This window comes from Roseovarius sp. MBR-51 (assembly GCF_053628575.1).
The window spans coordinates 169,739-186,631 of sequence record NZ_JBRJGQ010000008.1; the positions used below are offsets into that span (position 1 = coordinate 169,739).

Annotated in this window: 18 protein-coding genes; 4 read left to right on the forward strand and 14 right to left on the reverse strand. The window is 61.3% G+C overall.

Annotation, left to right across the window (positions count from 1 at the left end):
• The first annotated feature begins 91 nt into the window (after positions 1 to 91).
• Entirely contained in the window at positions 92 to 1,144 is a 1,053-nt protein-coding gene (locus tag ACSSVY_RS13520; protein ID WP_454270108.1) for a hypothetical protein, read from the forward strand.
• On the opposite strand, the gene ACSSVY_RS13525 is transcribed toward ACSSVY_RS13520, so the two are convergent.
• Positions 1,134 to 1,934 (reverse strand): ABC transporter permease, encoded by an 801-nt coding sequence (locus tag ACSSVY_RS13525; protein ID WP_454270109.1) that lies wholly within the window; start codon positions 1,932 to 1,934, stop codon positions 1,134 to 1,136. The genes ACSSVY_RS13520 and ACSSVY_RS13525 overlap by 11 nt on opposite strands.
• Positions 1,935 to 2,177: 243 nt before the next feature.
• Here ACSSVY_RS13525 and ACSSVY_RS13530 point away from each other — a divergent pair, with 243 nt between their 5' ends.
• A complete protein-coding gene (locus tag ACSSVY_RS13530; protein WP_454270110.1) occupies positions 2,178 to 3,260 on the forward strand; it encodes a sugar transporter in 1,083 nt (360 codons plus the stop codon).
• 13 nt (positions 3,261 to 3,273) lie between these two features.
• Entirely contained in the window at positions 3,274 to 3,948 is a 675-nt protein-coding gene (locus ACSSVY_RS13535) for an ABC transporter ATP-binding protein (RefSeq protein WP_454270111.1), read from the forward strand.
• A 63-nt stretch (positions 3,949 to 4,011) separates the two neighbouring features.
• On the opposite strand, the gene ACSSVY_RS13540 is transcribed toward ACSSVY_RS13535, so the two are convergent.
• From ACSSVY_RS13540 to glmU, 4 genes are all read right to left on the reverse strand, one after another.
• Positions 4,012 to 4,851, reverse strand: a complete 840-nt coding sequence (locus ACSSVY_RS13540) for a hypothetical protein (RefSeq protein WP_454270112.1) — start codon at positions 4,849 to 4,851, stop codon at positions 4,012 to 4,014.
• A gap of 11 nt (positions 4,852 to 4,862) precedes the next feature.
• Positions 4,863 to 7,145: a rhamnosyltransferase WsaF family glycosyltransferase gene (locus tag ACSSVY_RS13545; protein ID WP_454270113.1), complete on the reverse strand. Its 2,283-nt coding sequence runs from the start codon at positions 7,143 to 7,145 to the stop codon at positions 4,863 to 4,865.
• Between the two features lie 127 nt (positions 7,146 to 7,272).
• Positions 7,273 to 9,096 carry a glutamine--fructose-6-phosphate transaminase (isomerizing) gene (gene glmS, locus ACSSVY_RS13550; protein WP_454270114.1) on the reverse strand — a complete coding sequence of 608 codons (1,824 nt, stop codon included), beginning with the start codon at positions 9,094 to 9,096 and terminating at the stop codon, positions 7,273 to 7,275.
• Complete coding sequence (gene glmU / locus ACSSVY_RS13555) at positions 9,096 to 10,451, reverse strand: bifunctional UDP-N-acetylglucosamine diphosphorylase/glucosamine-1-phosphate N-acetyltransferase GlmU (RefSeq protein WP_454270115.1); 1,356 nt, start codon at positions 10,449 to 10,451, stop codon at positions 9,096 to 9,098. Before glmU ends, glmS begins: the two co-directional genes overlap by 1 nt.
• Before the next feature lie 21 nt (positions 10,452 to 10,472).
• Here glmU and ACSSVY_RS13560 point away from each other — a divergent pair, with 21 nt between their 5' ends.
• Positions 10,473 to 10,763 (forward strand): hypothetical protein, encoded by a 291-nt coding sequence (locus tag ACSSVY_RS13560; protein WP_454270116.1) that lies wholly within the window; start codon positions 10,473 to 10,475, stop codon positions 10,761 to 10,763.
• Between the two features lie 201 nt (positions 10,764 to 10,964).
• On the opposite strand, the gene rpmE is transcribed toward ACSSVY_RS13560, so the two are convergent.
• From rpmE to ffh, 9 genes are all read right to left on the reverse strand, one after another.
• Complete coding sequence (gene rpmE / locus ACSSVY_RS13565) at positions 10,965 to 11,186, reverse strand: 50S ribosomal protein L31 (protein WP_009816550.1); 222 nt, start codon at positions 11,184 to 11,186, stop codon at positions 10,965 to 10,967.
• An 11-nt stretch (positions 11,187 to 11,197) separates the two neighbouring features.
• Positions 11,198 to 11,581 carry a 50S ribosomal protein L19 gene (rplS, locus tag ACSSVY_RS13570; RefSeq protein ID WP_009816549.1) on the reverse strand — a complete coding sequence of 128 codons (384 nt, stop codon included), beginning with the start codon at positions 11,579 to 11,581 and terminating at the stop codon, positions 11,198 to 11,200.
• A gap of 247 nt (positions 11,582 to 11,828) precedes the next feature.
• Positions 11,829 to 12,632: a tRNA (guanosine(37)-N1)-methyltransferase TrmD gene (gene trmD, locus ACSSVY_RS13575; protein ID WP_454270117.1), complete on the reverse strand. Its 804-nt coding sequence runs from the start codon at positions 12,630 to 12,632 to the stop codon at positions 11,829 to 11,831.
• Entirely contained in the window at positions 12,629 to 13,138 is a 510-nt protein-coding gene (gene rimM, locus ACSSVY_RS13580; protein WP_454270118.1) for a ribosome maturation factor RimM, read from the reverse strand. Before rimM ends, trmD begins: the two co-directional genes overlap by 4 nt.
• 76 nt (positions 13,139 to 13,214) lie before the next feature.
• Positions 13,215 to 13,844, reverse strand: a complete 630-nt coding sequence (gene bluB / locus ACSSVY_RS13585; RefSeq protein ID WP_454270119.1) for a 5,6-dimethylbenzimidazole synthase — start codon at positions 13,842 to 13,844, stop codon at positions 13,215 to 13,217.
• Positions 13,845 to 13,862: 18 nt separating this feature from the next.
• Positions 13,863 to 14,267: a 30S ribosomal protein S16 gene (rpsP, locus tag ACSSVY_RS13590; protein WP_454270120.1), complete on the reverse strand. Its 405-nt coding sequence runs from the start codon at positions 14,265 to 14,267 to the stop codon at positions 13,863 to 13,865.
• 47 nt (positions 14,268 to 14,314) lie between these two features.
• A complete protein-coding gene (locus tag ACSSVY_RS13595; protein WP_454270121.1) occupies positions 14,315 to 14,611 on the reverse strand; it encodes a chorismate mutase in 297 nt (98 codons plus the stop codon).
• 36 nt (positions 14,612 to 14,647) lie between these two features.
• Positions 14,648 to 15,211 (reverse strand): GNAT family N-acetyltransferase, encoded by a 564-nt coding sequence (locus tag ACSSVY_RS13600; protein WP_454270122.1) that lies wholly within the window; start codon positions 15,209 to 15,211, stop codon positions 14,648 to 14,650.
• A 75-nt stretch (positions 15,212 to 15,286) separates the two neighbouring features.
• The gene (gene ffh, locus ACSSVY_RS13605) at positions 15,287 to 16,792 is read right to left on the reverse strand and encodes a signal recognition particle protein (protein ID WP_454270123.1); all 1,506 of its coding nucleotides are present in this window, start codon (positions 16,790 to 16,792) and stop codon (positions 15,287 to 15,289) included.
• Between the last annotated feature and the right edge of the window lie 101 nt (positions 16,793 to 16,893).

The following is a 16,893-nucleotide window of genomic DNA, read 5'->3' on the forward strand; positions in this document are numbered from 1 at the left end:
TGGCAACGTGGGGTTTGCGTATTTGCGTCTTGTGTCATTTCTTGGGGAACACTAGGGTGCTGCCGACCGGTTGGTGAGGCAGTTGATCAGTATGAAGAAGCGCCTTTTCCTGCATGTCGGCATGCCGAAATGTGCGACGACGTCAATTCAGGCCTATCTGGCAGACCATGCCAACGAACTGGCGGCGCGCGGAATTCACTATGAGTTCGCACCCGGAGAGCGCATTCCCGAGCAGGGCAATGCCTTGCATCTCGCCAATGCGATGCTCGAGGGGGACACGGCCCGAGTGAAATCACTGCTCGATTTCTTTCTGCGGCGCGATGGCGATGTGATCCTGAGTTCGGAGTATCTGTTCGGTGTCTCGCGCGGCTCGATTGCTCTTGAGGTGGTCGAGCGCATGCGACAGGCCGGATTCGAAGTCGGCGTGATCTGTTATTTCCGGCGACAGGATCTGTGGATCGAGTCCGACTACAAGCAGCATGTCAAAAGTGGGGCCGACTGGCGTCGCGGCATTACCGCGCTCATGGAGATGCGGGTCGAAAAGCAGGTGCTGAACTACAATGCGATGCTGATGAACTGGGTCCGTAGCGTTGCGCGCGAGAATATCCTCGCCGTACCCCTGAGACCAGAGCAAGCCCCGGACTATGCGGTGCGCCGATTTCTGGAGGCGCTGGGCATATCGGATATGTTGCCCGATGATGCGGTGTCCCCTCTGTCGCATAATGTCAGCCCACCGACCGGGTTGATCGAGCCCGCGCGATATCTCAAGCGGGCCATGCTGGATCAAGGGGTTGCACCGCTGTTGGTGGGACAAGAGGTGGACCGCTTTTTTGCGAAGGCACCGGAGGTGGTGCGTGTGCCGTCACGACGGTTTCTGATGACGTTTCTGCGTCGGCAACGCCTGTTGCAGCAATGCGAGATGTCGAATACTGCGCTGGCTCGGAATTTTCTGAACGGCGACGCTGCCTTTGACATGACGCCCGACTATGATGAGGCCAGCGAGACCCCGCTGGGCGCAGAGGCGGCGGTCATTCTCGCGGCCTATCACGTGTGGGGACAAACCGCGCTGCATTCTCGCAGCCGGCTGCGTCGGGGACTAGGCGCACTGAAGCGGACCGTGTCGGGACCGCGCGTCAAAAATTGATGATGTCGCGGTGGTAGCGCCGCAAGAGCAGCAAGCCGAGCATCAGCGTGATCCCGGAAACCGCCAGAACATAGACTGAGGACACATATTCAGCGTCATAGGTGCTGTAGATGCCTTTGCGCACCAAACCGATGGGATGCACCAAGGGATTCCACCACAGCCAGTCCCGATAGGGCATGGGCACCGTATCATAGAGGAAAATGACGCCCGAGATCAGCAGCAGGGGACGGTTCAAAATCGCCCATGCGCGCTCCCATATCGGGAAAACGGAGAGCAGGAAGCAATTCAGAGTGCCGACGCCTATTCCCAGCGCAAATGCCAGGAGATAGCCCATCGCCAACGCCTTCATGTCGATGATCACATTCACGTCATAGAGAAACAGGATAAGGGGAAACAGCATGACGGCAATCAAGATATGCGTGAGCGCATTCAGGATGAACCTTGCAACGAGCGCGTCGATATAGGTGACGCCGGGATAGAACAGCAGTTGCTTTGAGAACCGCAACGCCAGTGACATTTTGCCGCTGATGTCCATATAGGCCATGAAGGGCAGGACACCCGAGGCGAAGAACAAGGGGAAATTGGTTCCAAGACTCGGGCTTCTGAAGGCCAATGAAAACAGGAAGGTCAGAAGCATGATGCCTGCGACCGGCTCTAGAATGGCCCAAAGATAGCCCAAGGCCGAACGACCGTAAGTCGAGGACATCTCGCGCAGGATCAGCGCCATGACGGTCTGAACAGTGCCTGTGCGCTTGCGCGGCAAGGCTGGGGGGAGGGCTATATTTGTCATCTTGATGGATGGTGTATCACCGTGTCCTTTGATAGAAAATCCCCAACCGACGCATCTGTCGGGCGGTAGCATAGTGAAGAGCTAGATTTGACTCAGACCAACTCTCCTGCGGAAAAGCTGGCTGCAACCCCGGGCAAGGGGGCTGCGCCTGAAACCAAGACGGGCCCGAACGTGGTTCAGGCTCCGGCGAATAGAACTCCTGTGCGCCCCACTGCAAAGCCTGCGCGCGTCAAGACGCGCCACGTGATCATTGGGCTTAGTTTTGTGGCCTTGGTGGTTTTACCGGTGATCGTGTCGATCTGGTATCTCTATGGGATTGCCCGCGACCAATACGCCAGCCATGTCGGATTCTCGGTGCGCACCGAAGAGATCGGATCAGCCATCGAGTTGCTGGGCGGGATCACCGAGCTGTCGGGGTCCAGTTCTTCGGACACGGATATTCTCTATGAGTTCATCCAGAGCCCGCAGATCGTGCGCGCGGTCAACGAGCAGCTTGATCTCTCGCGGATCTATCAGCGGCCCGGCGATCCGGTGTTTACCCTTGGGGACGATACGCGGATTGAGGCTCTGTCGAGCTATTGGCAGCGCATGGTAAAGATTTTCTACGATCGCAGCAGCGGTCTGGTTGAGATTCGGGTTCTGGCCTTTGATCCGCAGGATGCGCGGTCCATCGCCGAAGTGGTCTTTCGCGAGAGCAGCGATATGATCAACCAACTGTCCGCGATCGCGCGGGCGGATGCCATGCGCTATGCCGAAGAAGAGTTGGCGCGTGCCGAAGACAGGCTTTTGGTGTCCAACCAATCGCTTACCAGCTTTCGCAACCGGACCCAGATTGTTGATCCGGTGGCGGATGTTCAGGGCCAGATGGGTCTGTTGAATTCGCTCAACGCGCAGATGGCAGAAGCCCAGATCGAATTGGAACTTTTGCTCGACGGGTCTGCCGAGAGCGACCCGCGCGTGACCCAGACCAACCGCAAGATTGCGGCCATTCAGAAATTGATTGACGAAGAACGGTCGAGTTTCGGGGGCGTGAGCGGGGTCTCGGGTGTGACGCAATATGCTGAATTGCTGGAGGAATATCAGGCGCTGGAGCTTGAACGGCAGTTTGCCGAGAAAAGCTATCTGTCTGCTCTGGCGGCGCGCGATGTGGCCTTGGCCGAGGCGCAACGGCAATCGCGGTACTTGGCCACCCATATTTCACCCACTTTGGCCGAAACGGCGGAATATCCCCGTCGTCTGATGTTGTTGGGCATGATCTCGGGATTTCTGCTGATGTCCTGGTCGATCATGGTGATGGTCTATTATTCCCTGCGTGACAGGCGCTGAGCGGGCCGGGCCAATGATCGAGATACGCAACCTGTGCAAGACCTTTGTGCTCAACGGGCAGCGCAAGGTGGTTGCGGATAACATCTCGGCAGTGTTTCCAGACCGCACCGCAGTTGCCATTCTGGGCCGAAATGGCGCCGGAAAGTCGAGTTTGCTCAAGATGCTTTCAGGCTCGATGGACCCCGACAGTGGAGAGGTGACCAGCACGGGGACAATTTCCTGGCCGGTCGGCTTTGCAGGGAGTTTTCACCCCGAGATGACCGGGTTGCAGAATGTGCGATTCATTGCGCGGGTTTACGGTGTCGATACCGAGGAGCTTGCGGATTTCGTCGCGGATTTTGCTGAGCTCGGTCAACACTTCAACCTGCCGGTGCGCACCTATTCTTCGGGCATGAAATCGCGGCTGGCGTTTGGCGTGTCCATGGGCATTCATTTTGACACCTACCTCGTGGACGAGGTGACGGCGGTCGGCGATGCCGCATTCCGCGAAAAGTCAGAAGAGTTGTTTGCCGAGCGGGTCCTGAGCAGCAGTGCCATCATGGTGACGCATGGGGTTGGGCAGGTCAAACGGCTCTGTAGCCATGCAGCCGTGCTCGAGAATGGGCAGTTCAGCTTTTACTCCGATGTGGATGAGGCGATTGCGCATCATCATGCCCTGATGAAAATCGACGCGTCAAAATCTGCCTGAGCGAGGAGGTTCAGGCGATGCGGAGCGGCGGCGTCGAACGCTCCGCTGTGCCGATGCCGGGGATCAAACCTCGGTATCCTCTGGGATAATGGCGCGGTTATCAAAGCCGAACTGCGCCAATAGAGCGTCATTCTGGGGTTTGAATTGCTCTTCGAGCCACGCAATGCGCTGCGGGTTGCGGCCCATGTCGGGGTTTTGGGTGTGATGATACGCTGTGAGGAACATCTGTCGGATATCCTCGTCGGCGCATTCCGGGTCCAGCATCGCGGCGGCGATGATGTCACAATCCTGCATGCGCAGTGACGGATTGGTGTCGTGGATCGGCACGTCCCAGTTCATCCCGGTGGGATGTCCGAGCACCTCGTCGAGAACCTGCTGAATGTTGCGGTGGCTGTCGAGAATGATCGGCAGGTCCGGGAACAGCTTTCCCCAGTTGGCCAAATAGGCCGCCGGTCTCATCGTGTCGATCCGGCGTTTGGCAAAGGTCTGGAAATCGCGCCCGCCATAGGGTCTGCGCTCGGCCAGAAAGGTATCGAAATGCTGCTTCATGAACTGCGAGTAATCGCCGAAAACGAAATCGCTGAACGGACGCAAGAAAGCGAGAATCTGTACGGCGATTCCAGCCTTGGCGGTGATCTCTGCAAGAGCGATGCCGCGTTTCGAGAGCGAGTAGAGATCCTCATGGCTGAGAACAACGGTTTCCGCGCCATCCGCGAACATGGCTGTGACCTGATCCTCTGTGATCTCGGCCAGTTTGCCGGCATTGCCGGGATGTGATCCGGTCGGTGCAGGATAGCAGATGCCGTGCTGCGACAGGCAGTCTGTATTCTGGAGCATGACGCACTGTAGATAGGTCGAGCCACATTTTGGCGAGCCGATATGCAGGATGATCTTTTGTGTCATGGGGCTGTGTTTTATGTCCGTGGCAGGCGCGTGACAAGCCGATTGGCCAGACTGTCGATCATATCTTCGGGGTGGCTCCCCAGATCAAGGAGATTGATCTCGCGGTCGGATTGGCTCACCGGGGCGGCGTGCCAAGACGCGCTGAGCGCCCCCGCCAGATCCGGTGCGGTCGCTGGCACCGAGAGGATTGCCGGGCTGAGGCGGCTCAGATCCTTGGGGCCGAACGTGTTGGTGACGACCCGCACACCGGCGGCGGCCATCTCAAGAGGGGGGTGGCTGGGATGAGGCGAGTACATCAAGGAGAGACCCAGATCGACGCTGCCAAGGTAGTCGGGATAATCCTCCCATGCAAGTTTTCCGAGGCTCTTGAGGATGAGGCCGCCGGGCAGGGTGACATCGCCATGATGCTGGCCGATGGACACCAATTCGATATCCTCCGCGCCAAGCTGCTCTTGCGCGACAAAGCGGGCCAAGGCCTCGATTGCGGTGGCGTACATATTGCGCGGCACGTCCGGACGCCCGTAGAGCGCCAGACGGCGCGGTGCGCCACCCGGCGTGGCGCGTGCCACGCGGCTATAGCGCTCGATGTCGATCGAGGGATGAAAAGAGAGGGCATCATCGGTGGCAAAGCCAAAGGTCTGACCCGCAAACCAGTCGCGTAGCAGGGTGGTGTTGAACACGGGATCAAAAGCAAAATCATAGCTTGCCATGGCATCGGCGAATTCGGGGCCCCAGGCGTAGAAATGCGGTTCGTAATCCTGAATGAGATAGAGAAACCGCGCGTGGGTCATGGCATGGCGGCGGGTCAGCTTTTCTGCGACATGCGCACTCCACCATGCGGTGGCCATGAACACGTCCTGGGCATTGAGCGACAGGGTCTTGCTCTGAACGCCGCAGAGCAGGCTGATGCGGTCCGCCGCGCCTTGCAAGTCATGCGCTCTGGGCAATCGGCCCAGCACAAAGCTGCGCGAGGTGCCGGGGGACGAGAGGGGCAAGTCGGTGGCAATGAACCGGACGTGGAAGCCGCGCGCGGCAAGCCCGAGACCGATGTCGAGCGCAGTGGCGATTCCGGCAAAGATCTCGGTCGGGTTCAGCGTCGGCACAAGGATGTTCAGCGCAGGATGGGGCGCTGTGAACTCGGGGACAAAGCGCGGCTCTTTGCGCAGGTCGACGATGCTCTCGTATTTGACCGGGGGCCGGTCCTGCCGATGCGAGGACGAGGGTGGTCGGGGCGTCATGCCGGGAGAGAGCGAGTAAAGCCGGGTGTCGAACCCGTCGATCGTGGTTTTCAGGCTGGGTCCAAAGGCCTCGCGCAGGGTCCAGACCATACGCCCTGTGCTGACCACGGCAAAGCCGGCCGCGATCCGCGCCAGACCCGTGTGCCCCTGTAGGGTCAGGACGAGCGCGTCGCGCAGATGCGTGCCCATTCCGCGCATCCGCCGCAGATAGGGACGCAGCGGCGCGGCTTTGGCGTCGCCATGACTGAGTCGGCCATCGGCGATGGCATCGGTGAGCCGGTTATAGGTCGATTGTCCGAGATAGCGGGCCAGCGCATAGGCCGTGGCCTCCTTGCGCAGCCACATCGCGTCGGGGCGCTTGACGCGCAGACCTCCGCCTTGGCGGCGGTCGATTGCGCCCATCACATTGCTGTCATGCTGCCGGTAATCAACGAGGGTCTCGTCGATCATGTGGACGCCCCCGGTGGCACTCGCCAACAGTCCGAGCCAGAGGTCGTGATAGAAATGGACCCCGCTCTGTGGGGGAAAGGGAAGGGCCAGCCGCACCAGCCGGGGTCGCATGAGGGTTGTCATGCCGGTGATGTTGTTGCGATAGAGCAGCCCGCGCAGACCGGGATTGCGTTTGCGCCGCTCGGTGGCGAACATGGAGGGCTGCACGACGGTCTTGCCATCCGGCCCCACCAGCCGCGCGTCACTATGCACGAGATCGGCACCGCTGGCTGCGAGGGCGGCCACGCCTTTTTCCAGACGATCCGGATGCCAGATGTCATCTTGATCACACAGGGCGATGAGAACCGCGTCGTCGTCTAGCCCTTCGGCGGCGATCAGGCGCAGCGTCTCGCTCAATCCGGCCTCGAAGGCGCGGACGGAATCCAGCGTGACGTCGCTGGGGACAAGGCTAAAGGGAAGGTCCGCCGCTTTGGCGAGATCGGACACCAGCGTATCGGAACTGGTATCGGCAATCACGGCAATCAGGCGTCGGGATGCATGGGTCTGATCCGCGATGGATCGGATCTGTGCCTCCAGATAATCAGGCTCTGGCCGAAACACGGCCATTATGATGAAAATGCAAGGAGACATCATGTCCAGAGTGATCGAAATACCGTCAGGCGTCTAGCGGAGCGGTGGGCGCAATGCAAGCGGCGCCCCACGCGATCGGCATCATCGCGCGCGATGCCCTGTCTCACTCGACCGTGACGGATTTGGCAAGGTTGCGGGGCTGGTCGACGTCTGTGCCTTTGGCAATGGCGGTGTGATAGGCGAGGAGTTGGGCAGGCAGGGCGTAGAGGATCGGTGTGAGAATGGGGTCAGTGTCGGGCATTGTGATGGCCTGCCAGACGCCATCACCGGCCTCGGCGACACCGCGCGCGTCGGACACGAGCAGGATGCGGCCACCACGGGCCATGACCTCTTGCATATTGGACACGGTCTTGTCGAAGAGCGCATCGCAGGGGGCCATGACGATCACCGGCATTGTGTCGTCGATGAGGGCGATCGGGCCATGTTTGAGCTCTCCCGAGGCATAGGCCTCGGCATGGATATAGCTGATTTCCTTGAGCTTCAGCGCGCCTTCCAGCGCCAGCGGATACATCAGGCCACGCCCCAGAAAGAGCGCGCTGGGTGAGGTCGCAAGCTGGCGGGCGACGGTCTGGATCTCTGCGTTGCAGCCCATTGCGATGTTGAGGGTGGCGGGCAGAGCGCGCAGGGCCGACAAGAGGTCAACCAGACGTTCCGGCTCGATCTCTCCCCGGTCCTGCGCCGCCTTGAGCGCCAGCAACAAGAGCACGGTCAGTTGGCAGGTAAAGGCCTTGGTCGAGGCCACGCCGATCTCGGCCCCGGCATGGATGGACAGCGCCAAATCGCTCTCGCGGGCGATGGAACTCTCGGATACGTTGATCACCGAGATGACCTGATCTGCGCGGCCCGTCGCATAGCGCAGGGCGGCGAGCGTATCGGCGGTCTCACCCGACTGGCTGACGAAGAGCGCCACGGTGCCGGGGGTCACGGGGGGCTCGCGATAACGGAACTCCGAGGCGATATCGACCTCGACGGGCAGGCGGGCCAATTGCTCGAACCAGTATTTGGCGGTGAGGCAGGCGTAATAGGCGGTGCCGCAGGCGACCATGGTCAGCCGTTCGATGCCGGCGAAATCCGGCAGCCCCTCGGGCAGGGTGATGCGGGTGCCATCGCTGCTGAGGTAATGACCCAAGGCCGCGCCGATCACAGAGGGCTGTTCAGTGATTTCCTTGGCCATGAAATGCCGGTGGCCAGCCTTGTCGACGCGGGTGCTATCAATCTCGATGGTCTTGATGGGGCGGTTTGCCAGATGGCCATGGCGATCGGTGATGGTCAGGCTGGTCCGCGTGAGAACCGCGATGTCACCCTCTTCGAGATAGGTGATGCGGTCGGTCATCGGGGCCAGCGCAATGGCATCCGAGCCAACGAACATCTCACCCGTGCCGTGGCCTATGGCCAGCGGGCTGCCGCGTCGTGCCGCCACCAGAAGATCGGGTTCGCCCTCAAACAGAAAGCAGAGCGCATAGGCCCCTTCGAGCCGGGCGATGGTTGTGCGCGCGGCCGTGACGGGGTCCATGCCCTGTGTCATGTAGTGATGCGCCAGAAGGGCGACGGTTTCGGTGTCGGTGTCGGTCTGATGGCCGATCCCGGCGGCGGCCAGTTCGGTGCGCAGGGTGCGGAAATTCTCGATGATACCGTTATGCACCACGGAGACCGGACCAGAGCGGTGCGGATGGGCATTGGCCTCGGTCGGAGCACCATGCGTGGCCCACCGGGTATGGCCAATCCCGGCCTTGCCCGCCAGCGGGTGATGCACCAAGAGATCCGAGAGATTGACCAGCTTGCCCACCGCGCGACGACGGTCAAGACGCCCGCCATGCACGGTGGCAATCCCGGCGCTGTCATAGCCACGATATTCCAGCCGCTTGAGGGCCTCGACCAATAGGGGCGCTGCCTCGTGATTGCCAAGAACTCCAACAATTCCACACATCAGTTTGATCCTTTGTCGCGGCTTCGGGTCTTGGCGCGGAGCATTTCGAGCAGTTTGGCGGCCATTCCGGGTTTGTCCACCTGCCGCGCGCGGGCAATCGCCAGCGCATCCGGTGCGACATCGCGGGTGATCACCGATCCCGACCCGGTCATGGCCCCGTCACCAACGGTGACAGGGGCCACCAGCATGGTGTTGGAGCCGATAAAAACCCGCGCGCCGATCACAGTCTCATGCTTGGAGACACCATCGTAATTGCAGGTGATGGTGCCTGCGCCGATATTGCTCTCATCTCCGACGCGCGTATCGCCGATGTAGCTCAGGTGATTGACCTTGGCCCCCTCGCCGATCAGCGCGTTCTTGAGCTCAACGAAATTGCCGATGCGGGCGTGCTCGGACAGTTCTGTACCCGGGCGAAGCCGGGCATAGGGGCCGACCACCGCGCCGCGCGCCACATGGCAGCCTTCGAGATGCGAGAAGGCGCGGATATGCGCGCCGGTCTCGATGGTCACGCCGGGGCCGAAGACGACATAGGGTTCGATCACGCAATCACGGCCGAGCCATGTGTCATAGGCGAACTGCACCGTTTCCGGCGCGACGAGAGTCACGCCGGTTTCCAGCGCTTCGGCGCGTTTGCGGGTCTGAAATCCAGCCTCGGCGCGTGCGAGTTCGGCGCGGGAATTGATGCCCATCGTCTCGGACTCCTCGCAGGTGACGGCAGTCGCCGACAGCCCCCGCACCCGCGCCAGACCCACGATGTCGGTCAAATAATATTCGCCCGAGGCATTGGCATTGCCCACCTGTGCGATGAGGTCGAAAAGCAAAGCGGCGGGCGCCAGAACCACGCCACTGTTGCATAGGGTGACAGCGCGCTCGGCCTCGGTTGCGTCCTTGAACTCGACGATCCGCAGGAGGGTGTCGCCGTCCGTCACCAACCGCCCGTAGCGGCCCGGATCGGCCGCCTCAAAGCCCAGCACGACGATGTCACGGGTGCTGCGCGCGGCCTGCATCCGCTCCAGTGTTTCGGGCTGGATAAAGGGTGTGTCGCCATAGAGCACAAGCGCGTCGCCCGGGTAGTTCGCCAAGAGCGGCGCGGCCTGCGCTACCGCATGGGCGGTGCCCAGTTGCTCGGATTGGATCACGATCTGCGCGGTCTCGTCAAAGTCTATGGCAGCCTTTCGCACGGCCTCTGCGCCATGCCCGGCCACCACGATCACATGATCAGGCTCGAGGGTCGCGCCCGCCTGCATCGCATGCCCCAACATCGGCGCGCCGCCGATCGGGTGCAGCACCTTGGGAAGCTCGGAGTTCATCCGCGTCCCCTGACCTGCCGCCAGTATGATCAGTGCCGTCGCCATTGCGCGTCCTCTTGCTCGTCTGTGTCCGTTTTATCCGGTTGCGGCACAGGTGCAAGTGTAGGGGCTGAATGGGGAGATATTTCACCGCATTTATCAGAATTTTTAACCTTTCCTTCACGCCATCTCGGTGGTGTAGTTCTGCTGCAACCCATTGCGGCGCAAGGAGGTGAGGAAACTGAGAGAAACCGAATTTCGGAAATGGATGGTGCTGAAGCAATTTCAGGAAAAGTTGATAGACTTTTCCGGTTCGAAATTGCGACCAATCTAAAGTTGCAGCGGGGACGCTGCTCGTTGGGATCATCCGGCTCTTGATGGGGCTCTAATCCCCTGAAAGAAAAGACCCTGCGGAGTAGCCGCTCCGCAGGGTCACGTTTTCGGTGAGGACACTGAAAACCGATTTTCGGATGTCCTTTTTATACCTCAATCCCTACCAAAAAGTAAAGCTGCGCTTGCGCCCCATGCAAAACGCCGCCCCGAGGGGCGGCGTTTGTCGTATCCGTCCGGAAACAGGGTTCAGAACCCGAGACCGGCGTATTTGTTCTTGAACTTGGAGACGCGGCCACCGGCATCCATCAGACGCGAGCTGCCGCCGGTCCAGGCGGGGTGCACCGACGGGTCGATGTCGAGCGACAACGTGTCGCCTTCTTTACCGTAGGTCGAGCGCATTTGCACAACAGTGCCATCGGTCATCTTGACGTTGATGGCGTGGTAATCGGGGTGAATCTCTTTTTTCATCGTACCAATCCTTACGCGGAAGCGCCCGATTGGGCCTTGTAGGTGGAATCCTCGGCGATGCGGGCCGATTTGCCGCGACGCGAGCGCAGGTAGTAGAGCTTGGCGCGACGCACGCGACCACGGCGCACAACCTCGATATTGTCGATATTGGTCGAATAGAGCGGGAACATACGTTCCACACCTTCGCCAAAGGAAATCTTGCGGACGGTGAACGACCCTGCGATGCCCTTGCCGTTTTTGCGGCTGATGCACACGCCTTCAAAGTTCTGCACGCGCGAACGAGTGCCTTCGGTCACCTTGTAGCCGACGCGAATGGTGTCGCCGGCCTTGAAATCGGGAATGGTTTTCCCGAGCGAGGCGATCTGTTCCGCCTCAATCTGAGCGATAATATCCATCGCTTCTCTCCTGATTTACTTGCGGTTTTTCCGCAAAGATGTCTCGCGCCCTCAGAGCTCTTGGTCTTCTTCCGGGTTCGCAGTTGCGCCCGCCAGAGATCAGGTCGTCATTGTCTGTGATCCGTTTGCCGAGGCTGCCGCAGGCGACCGAAGAAGGTCTGGTGGGCCGTCGTGCCTAAAACAAACAGGCCCGGAGCCGCAAAACGATTCCAAGCAAGGCGGTGTATAGGCGCAACCGTGAGGCGGATCAAGCCTTGTCAGGATGGGTTTTGCAGTGTTTTTCCCACATATCCGGGCGGCGCTCGGCGGTCAGGCGCTCGGACATCTCGCGCCGCCATTGATCGACACGCGCGTGATCGCCCGAGGTCAGTACCTCGGGGATCGGGCGACCCATCCATTCGGCGGGGCGGGTGTATTGCGGATGCTCCAAGAGACCGGCGGAATGGCTCTCGTCTGCCGTGCTCTCGGCATTGCCCAGCACGCCGGGCAAGAGCCGCACCGTGGCGTCGATCACCGCCTGCGCCGCGATTTCACCGCCGGTCATCACGAAATCGCCCAAGGAGACCTCTTGGATGCCATAATGCTCAATCACACGCTCATCCAACCCCTCGAACCGGCCACAGATCAGGGTGACACCGGGGCGTTGCGAGAGGTCCTGCGCCATGGCCTGATCAAAGCGGCGTCCACGCGGGCTTAGGTAGATCAGCGGCCAGCCGGGCGGGGTGGCCGCCATTGCCTCGTCAATCGCGCGCGCCATGACATCGGCGCGGATCACCATGCCCGCGCCGCCCCCGGCGGGCGTGTCATCGACATTGCGATGTTTGCCCTCGCCGTACGGGCGCAGGTCGATCGCGTTGAGCGCCCAGAGGCCGTTTTGCAAGGCGCGTCCCGTCAGGCTCTCGCCCAGAATGCCCGGAAACGCTTGGGGAAGCAGGGTAATCACCCGCGCGGTCCAGACGCCCGCCAAGTCCGGCGTGGGCGTGATCAACTCGCGCGGGGTCATGGTGGCGCGGATGGATTTGCGCCCGTGCGAGCGGGGCGTGTCGCTCATATCAGACCATCGGGCGGGTCGGCGATGATGCGGCCAGAGGCCAGATCGACGGTTGGCACCGCCTCAAGCGTGAAGGGCAGCAGAACCGTGGAGCTGAGGCCGGGACCGTGGATTTCCAACAGGTCAGACGCGCCATGATTGAGCACCGCCTTGACCCGTCCCAAGAGAGTGCCGCCCGTATCGAACACCTCAAGCCCAATGAGATCGGCGTGGTAATATTCATCATCCGGCAGATTGGGCAACTGCGCGCGCAGGGCATAGAGCCGGGTGCCACGCAGGGCATCGGCGGCCTCTTTGGTGGCGATGCCGGACAGATGTGCGGTAAAGCCGTTGGTGGTCTGGCCGGTCAGGCTGATGTCAAACTGCCGCGTGCCATCCTCGGAGGTCAGAGGGCTATAGCTGGCGATATCCTCGGGCGTGGCGGTAAAGCTCTTGAGCCGCACTTCGCCGCGCACGCCAAAGGCGCCGCCGATGGCGCCCACACAAATGCGGTCACTGTCGCTCATGGCGTGGTCTCCGGTTTGACATATCGGGATATGATCCGCTGAATTCCGCGGATGTGCAATGGGGCCACACGCATGCTCAACGCACCTCGGTCGGCAGGGTGGGGCGGCGGGTTTCCCATCCGGCAAGTTCCAGTTCGGGCGTGTCATTGCTGGTCTCGGGCCAGCCGACGCAGAGATAGGCGACCAAAGCCCAGTCGGCGGGCACGCTCAGATCCCGTGAGAGTTGCTCCGGATCGAGGATCGAGACCCAGCCGACGCCAAGCCCCTGCGCACGCGCCGCGAGCCAGAAATGGGTGATCGCGCCGACAACGGAATAGCGTCGCATCTCGGGCATGGTGCCTGCGCCAAGGCCCGCGCCCTTGTCGGTGGCCTCGTCGCAATAGATCGCCAATTGCACCGGCGCCTCTTGCATGCCGGACAGTTTCAAGCCGCTGTAAATGCGTGATTTCTCACCATGATACCCCTTGAGGGCGCGGTCATTTTCAGCGGTGAAATTGGCCAGCGCCGCGGCGCGGGCCTCTGGGGATTGCACCCGGATCACGCGCCACGGTTCGCTCAGACCCACAGAGGGTGAGAGCAGGAAGGTGTCGAGGCAGTCCTGTAAGACAGCCTCATCCACCGCGTCCCGGCGGAAGCGGCGCACGTCGCGCCGCCACCGCATGAGATCGCGCAGGGCGGTCTGGAAGTCCTTGGAAAACTGTGACATTCCAGCGCCTTACCTGTCTTATTCCTCGGTCGCAGCCTCTTCCACCACGGCCTCTTCGGCGGGGGCGTTTGCGGCGGCTTCGGCCGCTTCGGCCTTGGCTGTCTTCTCTGCGGCGCGTTCCTGAGCTTTCTTGCCCGGAACGGCTTTCTTCAGGTTGGCGCGCTCTTTCTTGGCGACGATGCCGGCGGTCTCAAGCATGCGGCTGATGCGGTCTGTGGGCTGAGCGCCCTGCGCCAGCCAGTGCTGGATACGCTCGACATCCATTTTCACGCGGTCTTCGCTGTCCTTGGGCAGAAGCGGGTTATAGGTGCCCAGTTTCTCGATAAAACGACCATCGCGCGGCATGCGGCTGTCGGCGGCGACGATACGGTAGAAGGGCCGCTTTTTGCTGCCACCACGGGCGAGACGGATTTTCATAGCCATTTGATATTCTCCTTTAATGGCGGGGGGTGATGGGGTTTGATCCCACCTTACGATTGGTGTTGTTGGTGATGTCGGATCACCTCGGCGATGATGAAGTTCAGGAACTTCTTGGCGAATTCCGGGTCCAGATCGGCCGTTGTCGCCAATTCTTCGAGCCGTTCGATCTGCGCGGCTTCGCGCGCGAGATCGGACGGGGGAAGGTCGTGTTCAGCCTTGAGTTTCCCCACTGCCTGCGTGTGTTTGAACCGCTCGGCCAGCGTGAACACGAGGATTGCGTCGAGCCGATCGATGCTCTGGCGGTGCTCTTTCAAAAGCTGGGCGGCAAGGGCGGTTGCGTCAGTCATGCGAGCCTCCGACGACAGGAACAGAGTGAACATGGGTCATGCATAGGCCTCGACTGAACCGTCGTCGTCGCGGCCATCGCCGGCGCCCGGCGCGGGGTGGCGGTAGAGCAGATCGTGCCCCATGTGGATATTCTCATATTCCCGCTCGAACCATGCGCCCAAGCGTTCGGCAAGGGCGACCGAACGGCTGTTGCCCGGCACGATGTTCGAGGTCAGGGTCGCCATGCCAAGATCCTCATAGGCATAGCGGCGCGCGCGGGTCGCGGCCTCATAGGCGATGCCGCGCCCCTCGAACCCGGCATAGAGCGCCCAGCCCAATTCCGGCTCGGGCCAGCCTTCGGGGTTCCATATCCCGGCGATACCAGCGGTCTCGCCGCTGTCTTTCATCTCGATGGAGAAATAGCCGTAGCCGTGAATGTGCCAGTGGCCGACATTGAGCGCGAACCAGCGCCATGCCTCGCCCCGGTTGGGCGAGGATCCAAACCCCTCCGACCGCTCCCGGTCGAGCAGAAAGGCGATGGTGGGGGCGATATCCCGCGGCTCTGGTCCACGCAGGATGAGGCGTGGTGTTTCCAGCATGGGCGCTTGGGTCAGGGTCATGGCAAGACCCTTTCCCGCCGGGATGCCCGGCGCGCGCTGGACTCTGAGTATTTGGGGAGCGATGAAAGCACGGCGTTATTTCTTCTTGCCAAAGCCGGAGAGACCGGGGGGCAGGCCCATGCCGCCGCCAAGGCCGGGCAGACCACCACCCATGCCGCCGGGGAGTTTGCCGCCCATTGCCTTGGCCGCCTCTTCCATCGCTTTGGGATCGTTCATGTCGGGCATGCCGCCCTTGCCGAACATGCCCTTCATGGCCTGTTTCAGCATGCCGCCTTTGCCCATCTTGCCCATTTTCTTCATCATATCCGCCATCTGGCGGTGCATCTTGAGCAGCTTGTTGAGGTCTGACACTTCCATACCGGACCCGGCGGCAATCCGTTTCTTGCGGCTGGCCTGAAGCAGCGCGGGATTGGCGCGCTCTTTCTTGGTCATCGACTGGATCATGGCAATCTGGCGGGTGAGCATCTTGTCGTCGAACCCGGCCTCCTGCACCTGTTTCGCCATTTTGCCCATGCCAGGCATCATGCCCATGAGCCCTTCCATGCCGCCCATTTTCTGCATCTGCTCCAACTGGCCCTTGAGGTCGTTCATGTTGAACTGACCCTTGGCCATGCGGCGCATCATCTTTTCGGCCTCGGCGGCCTCGATGGTCTCTTGCGCCTTTTCCACAAGGGCGACGATATCGCCCATGCCCAGAATGCGGCCCGCGATCCGCTCGGGCTCGAAGGTTTCGAGCGCGTCCATCTTTTCGCCAAGGCCGACAAATCGAATGGGTTTGCCGGTCACGGCGCGCATCGAGAGTGCGGCACCGCCGCGCCCGTCGCCATCCATCCGGGTGAGGACAACGCCGGTGACGCCGATCTTGTCATCGAACTCGGTTGCGACGTTAACGGCATCCTGTCCGGTCAGACCATCGACCACGAGCAGGGTTTCGCGGGGGTTGGCGACGTCGCGCACTGCCGCTGCCTGAGCTATGAGTTCCGCGTCGATGTGCAGCCGCCCTGCGGTGTCGAGCATGTAGACGTCATAGCCGCCAAGTGCCGCTTGGGTCTTGGCGCGTTTGGCGATCTGTACAGGGTCTTCGCCCTTGACGATGGGCAGGGTATCGACGCCGATCTGTTTGCCCAGAATGGCCAACTGTTCCATCGCCGCCGGGCGGTTGGTATCAAGCGAGGCCATGAGCACGCGCTTGCCTTCCCGGTCCTTGAGCCGCTTGGCGAGTTTGGCGGTTGTGGTGGTTTTGCCCGAGCCCTGCAGACCGACCATCAGGATGGGCGCAGGCGGATTGTCGATCTTGAGCGCGCCGGGATCGCCCTCGCCGCGCAGGATCTCGACCAAGGCGTCATGCACGATCTTGACGACCTGTTGGCCGGGGGTCACGGATTTCGTTACCGCCTGACCGGTGGCGCGGCTCTCAACCGTCTTGATGAAATCGCGCGCGACCGGCAGAGAGACGTCAGCCTCAAGCAGCGCGACGCGCACCTCGCGCAGGGCGGTTTTCACATCCTCTTCGGACAGCGACCCTTGTTTGGTGAGTCGATCAAAGACACCGGAGAGGCGTTCGGATAGATTTTCAAACATCGCTTAGGCTCCTGTGCCGGTTGCTGCCATGTCACCCCCATATAGGGGCAACGGTTCAAACGATAAACGCCCCCGTGGGCGCAACGCGCTGACGGGGGGCG

What these genes read in the sequence shown, in the direction of transcription:
- ACSSVY_RS13520 (WP_454270108.1), top strand. Translation starts at nt 92, where the DNA reads ATGAAGAAGCGCCTTTTCCTGCATGTCGGCATGCCGAAATGTGCGACG.
- ACSSVY_RS13525 (WP_454270109.1), bottom strand. Translation starts at nt 1,934, where the DNA reads ATGACAAATATAGCCCTCCCCCCAGCCTTGCCGCGCAAGCGCACAGGC.
- ACSSVY_RS13535 (WP_454270111.1), top strand. Translation starts at nt 3,274, where the DNA reads ATGATCGAGATACGCAACCTGTGCAAGACCTTTGTGCTCAACGGGCAG.
- ACSSVY_RS13540 (WP_454270112.1), bottom strand. Translation starts at nt 4,851, where the DNA reads ATGACACAAAAGATCATCCTGCATATCGGCTCGCCAAAATGTGGCTCG.
- ACSSVY_RS13545 (WP_454270113.1), bottom strand. Translation starts at nt 7,145, where the DNA reads ATGGCCGTGTTTCGGCCAGAGCCTGATTATCTGGAGGCACAGATCCGA.
- glmS (WP_454270114.1), bottom strand. Translation starts at nt 9,096, where the DNA reads ATGTGTGGAATTGTTGGAGTTCTTGGCAATCACGAGGCAGCGCCCCTA.
- glmU (WP_454270115.1), bottom strand. Translation starts at nt 10,451, where the DNA reads ATGGCGACGGCACTGATCATACTGGCGGCAGGTCAGGGGACGCGGATG.
- rpmE (WP_009816550.1), bottom strand. Translation starts at nt 11,186, where the DNA reads ATGAAAAAAGAGATTCACCCCGATTACCACGCCATCAACGTCAAGATG.
- rplS (WP_009816549.1), bottom strand. Translation starts at nt 11,581, where the DNA reads ATGGATATTATCGCTCAGATTGAGGCGGAACAGATCGCCTCGCTCGGG.
- trmD (WP_454270117.1), bottom strand. Translation starts at nt 12,632, where the DNA reads ATGAGCGACACGCCCCGCTCGCACGGGCGCAAATCCATCCGCGCCACC.
- rimM (WP_454270118.1), bottom strand. Translation starts at nt 13,138, where the DNA reads ATGAGCGACAGTGACCGCATTTGTGTGGGCGCCATCGGCGGCGCCTTT.
- bluB (WP_454270119.1), bottom strand. Translation starts at nt 13,844, where the DNA reads ATGTCACAGTTTTCCAAGGACTTCCAGACCGCCCTGCGCGATCTCATG.
- rpsP (WP_454270120.1), bottom strand. Translation starts at nt 14,267, where the DNA reads ATGGCTATGAAAATCCGTCTCGCCCGTGGTGGCAGCAAAAAGCGGCCC.
- ACSSVY_RS13595 (WP_454270121.1), bottom strand. Translation starts at nt 14,611, where the DNA reads ATGACTGACGCAACCGCCCTTGCCGCCCAGCTTTTGAAAGAGCACCGC.
- ACSSVY_RS13600 (WP_454270122.1), bottom strand. Translation starts at nt 15,211, where the DNA reads ATGACCCTGACCCAAGCGCCCATGCTGGAAACACCACGCCTCATCCTG.
- ffh (WP_454270123.1), bottom strand. Translation starts at nt 16,792, where the DNA reads ATGTTTGAAAATCTATCCGAACGCCTCTCCGGTGTCTTTGATCGACTC.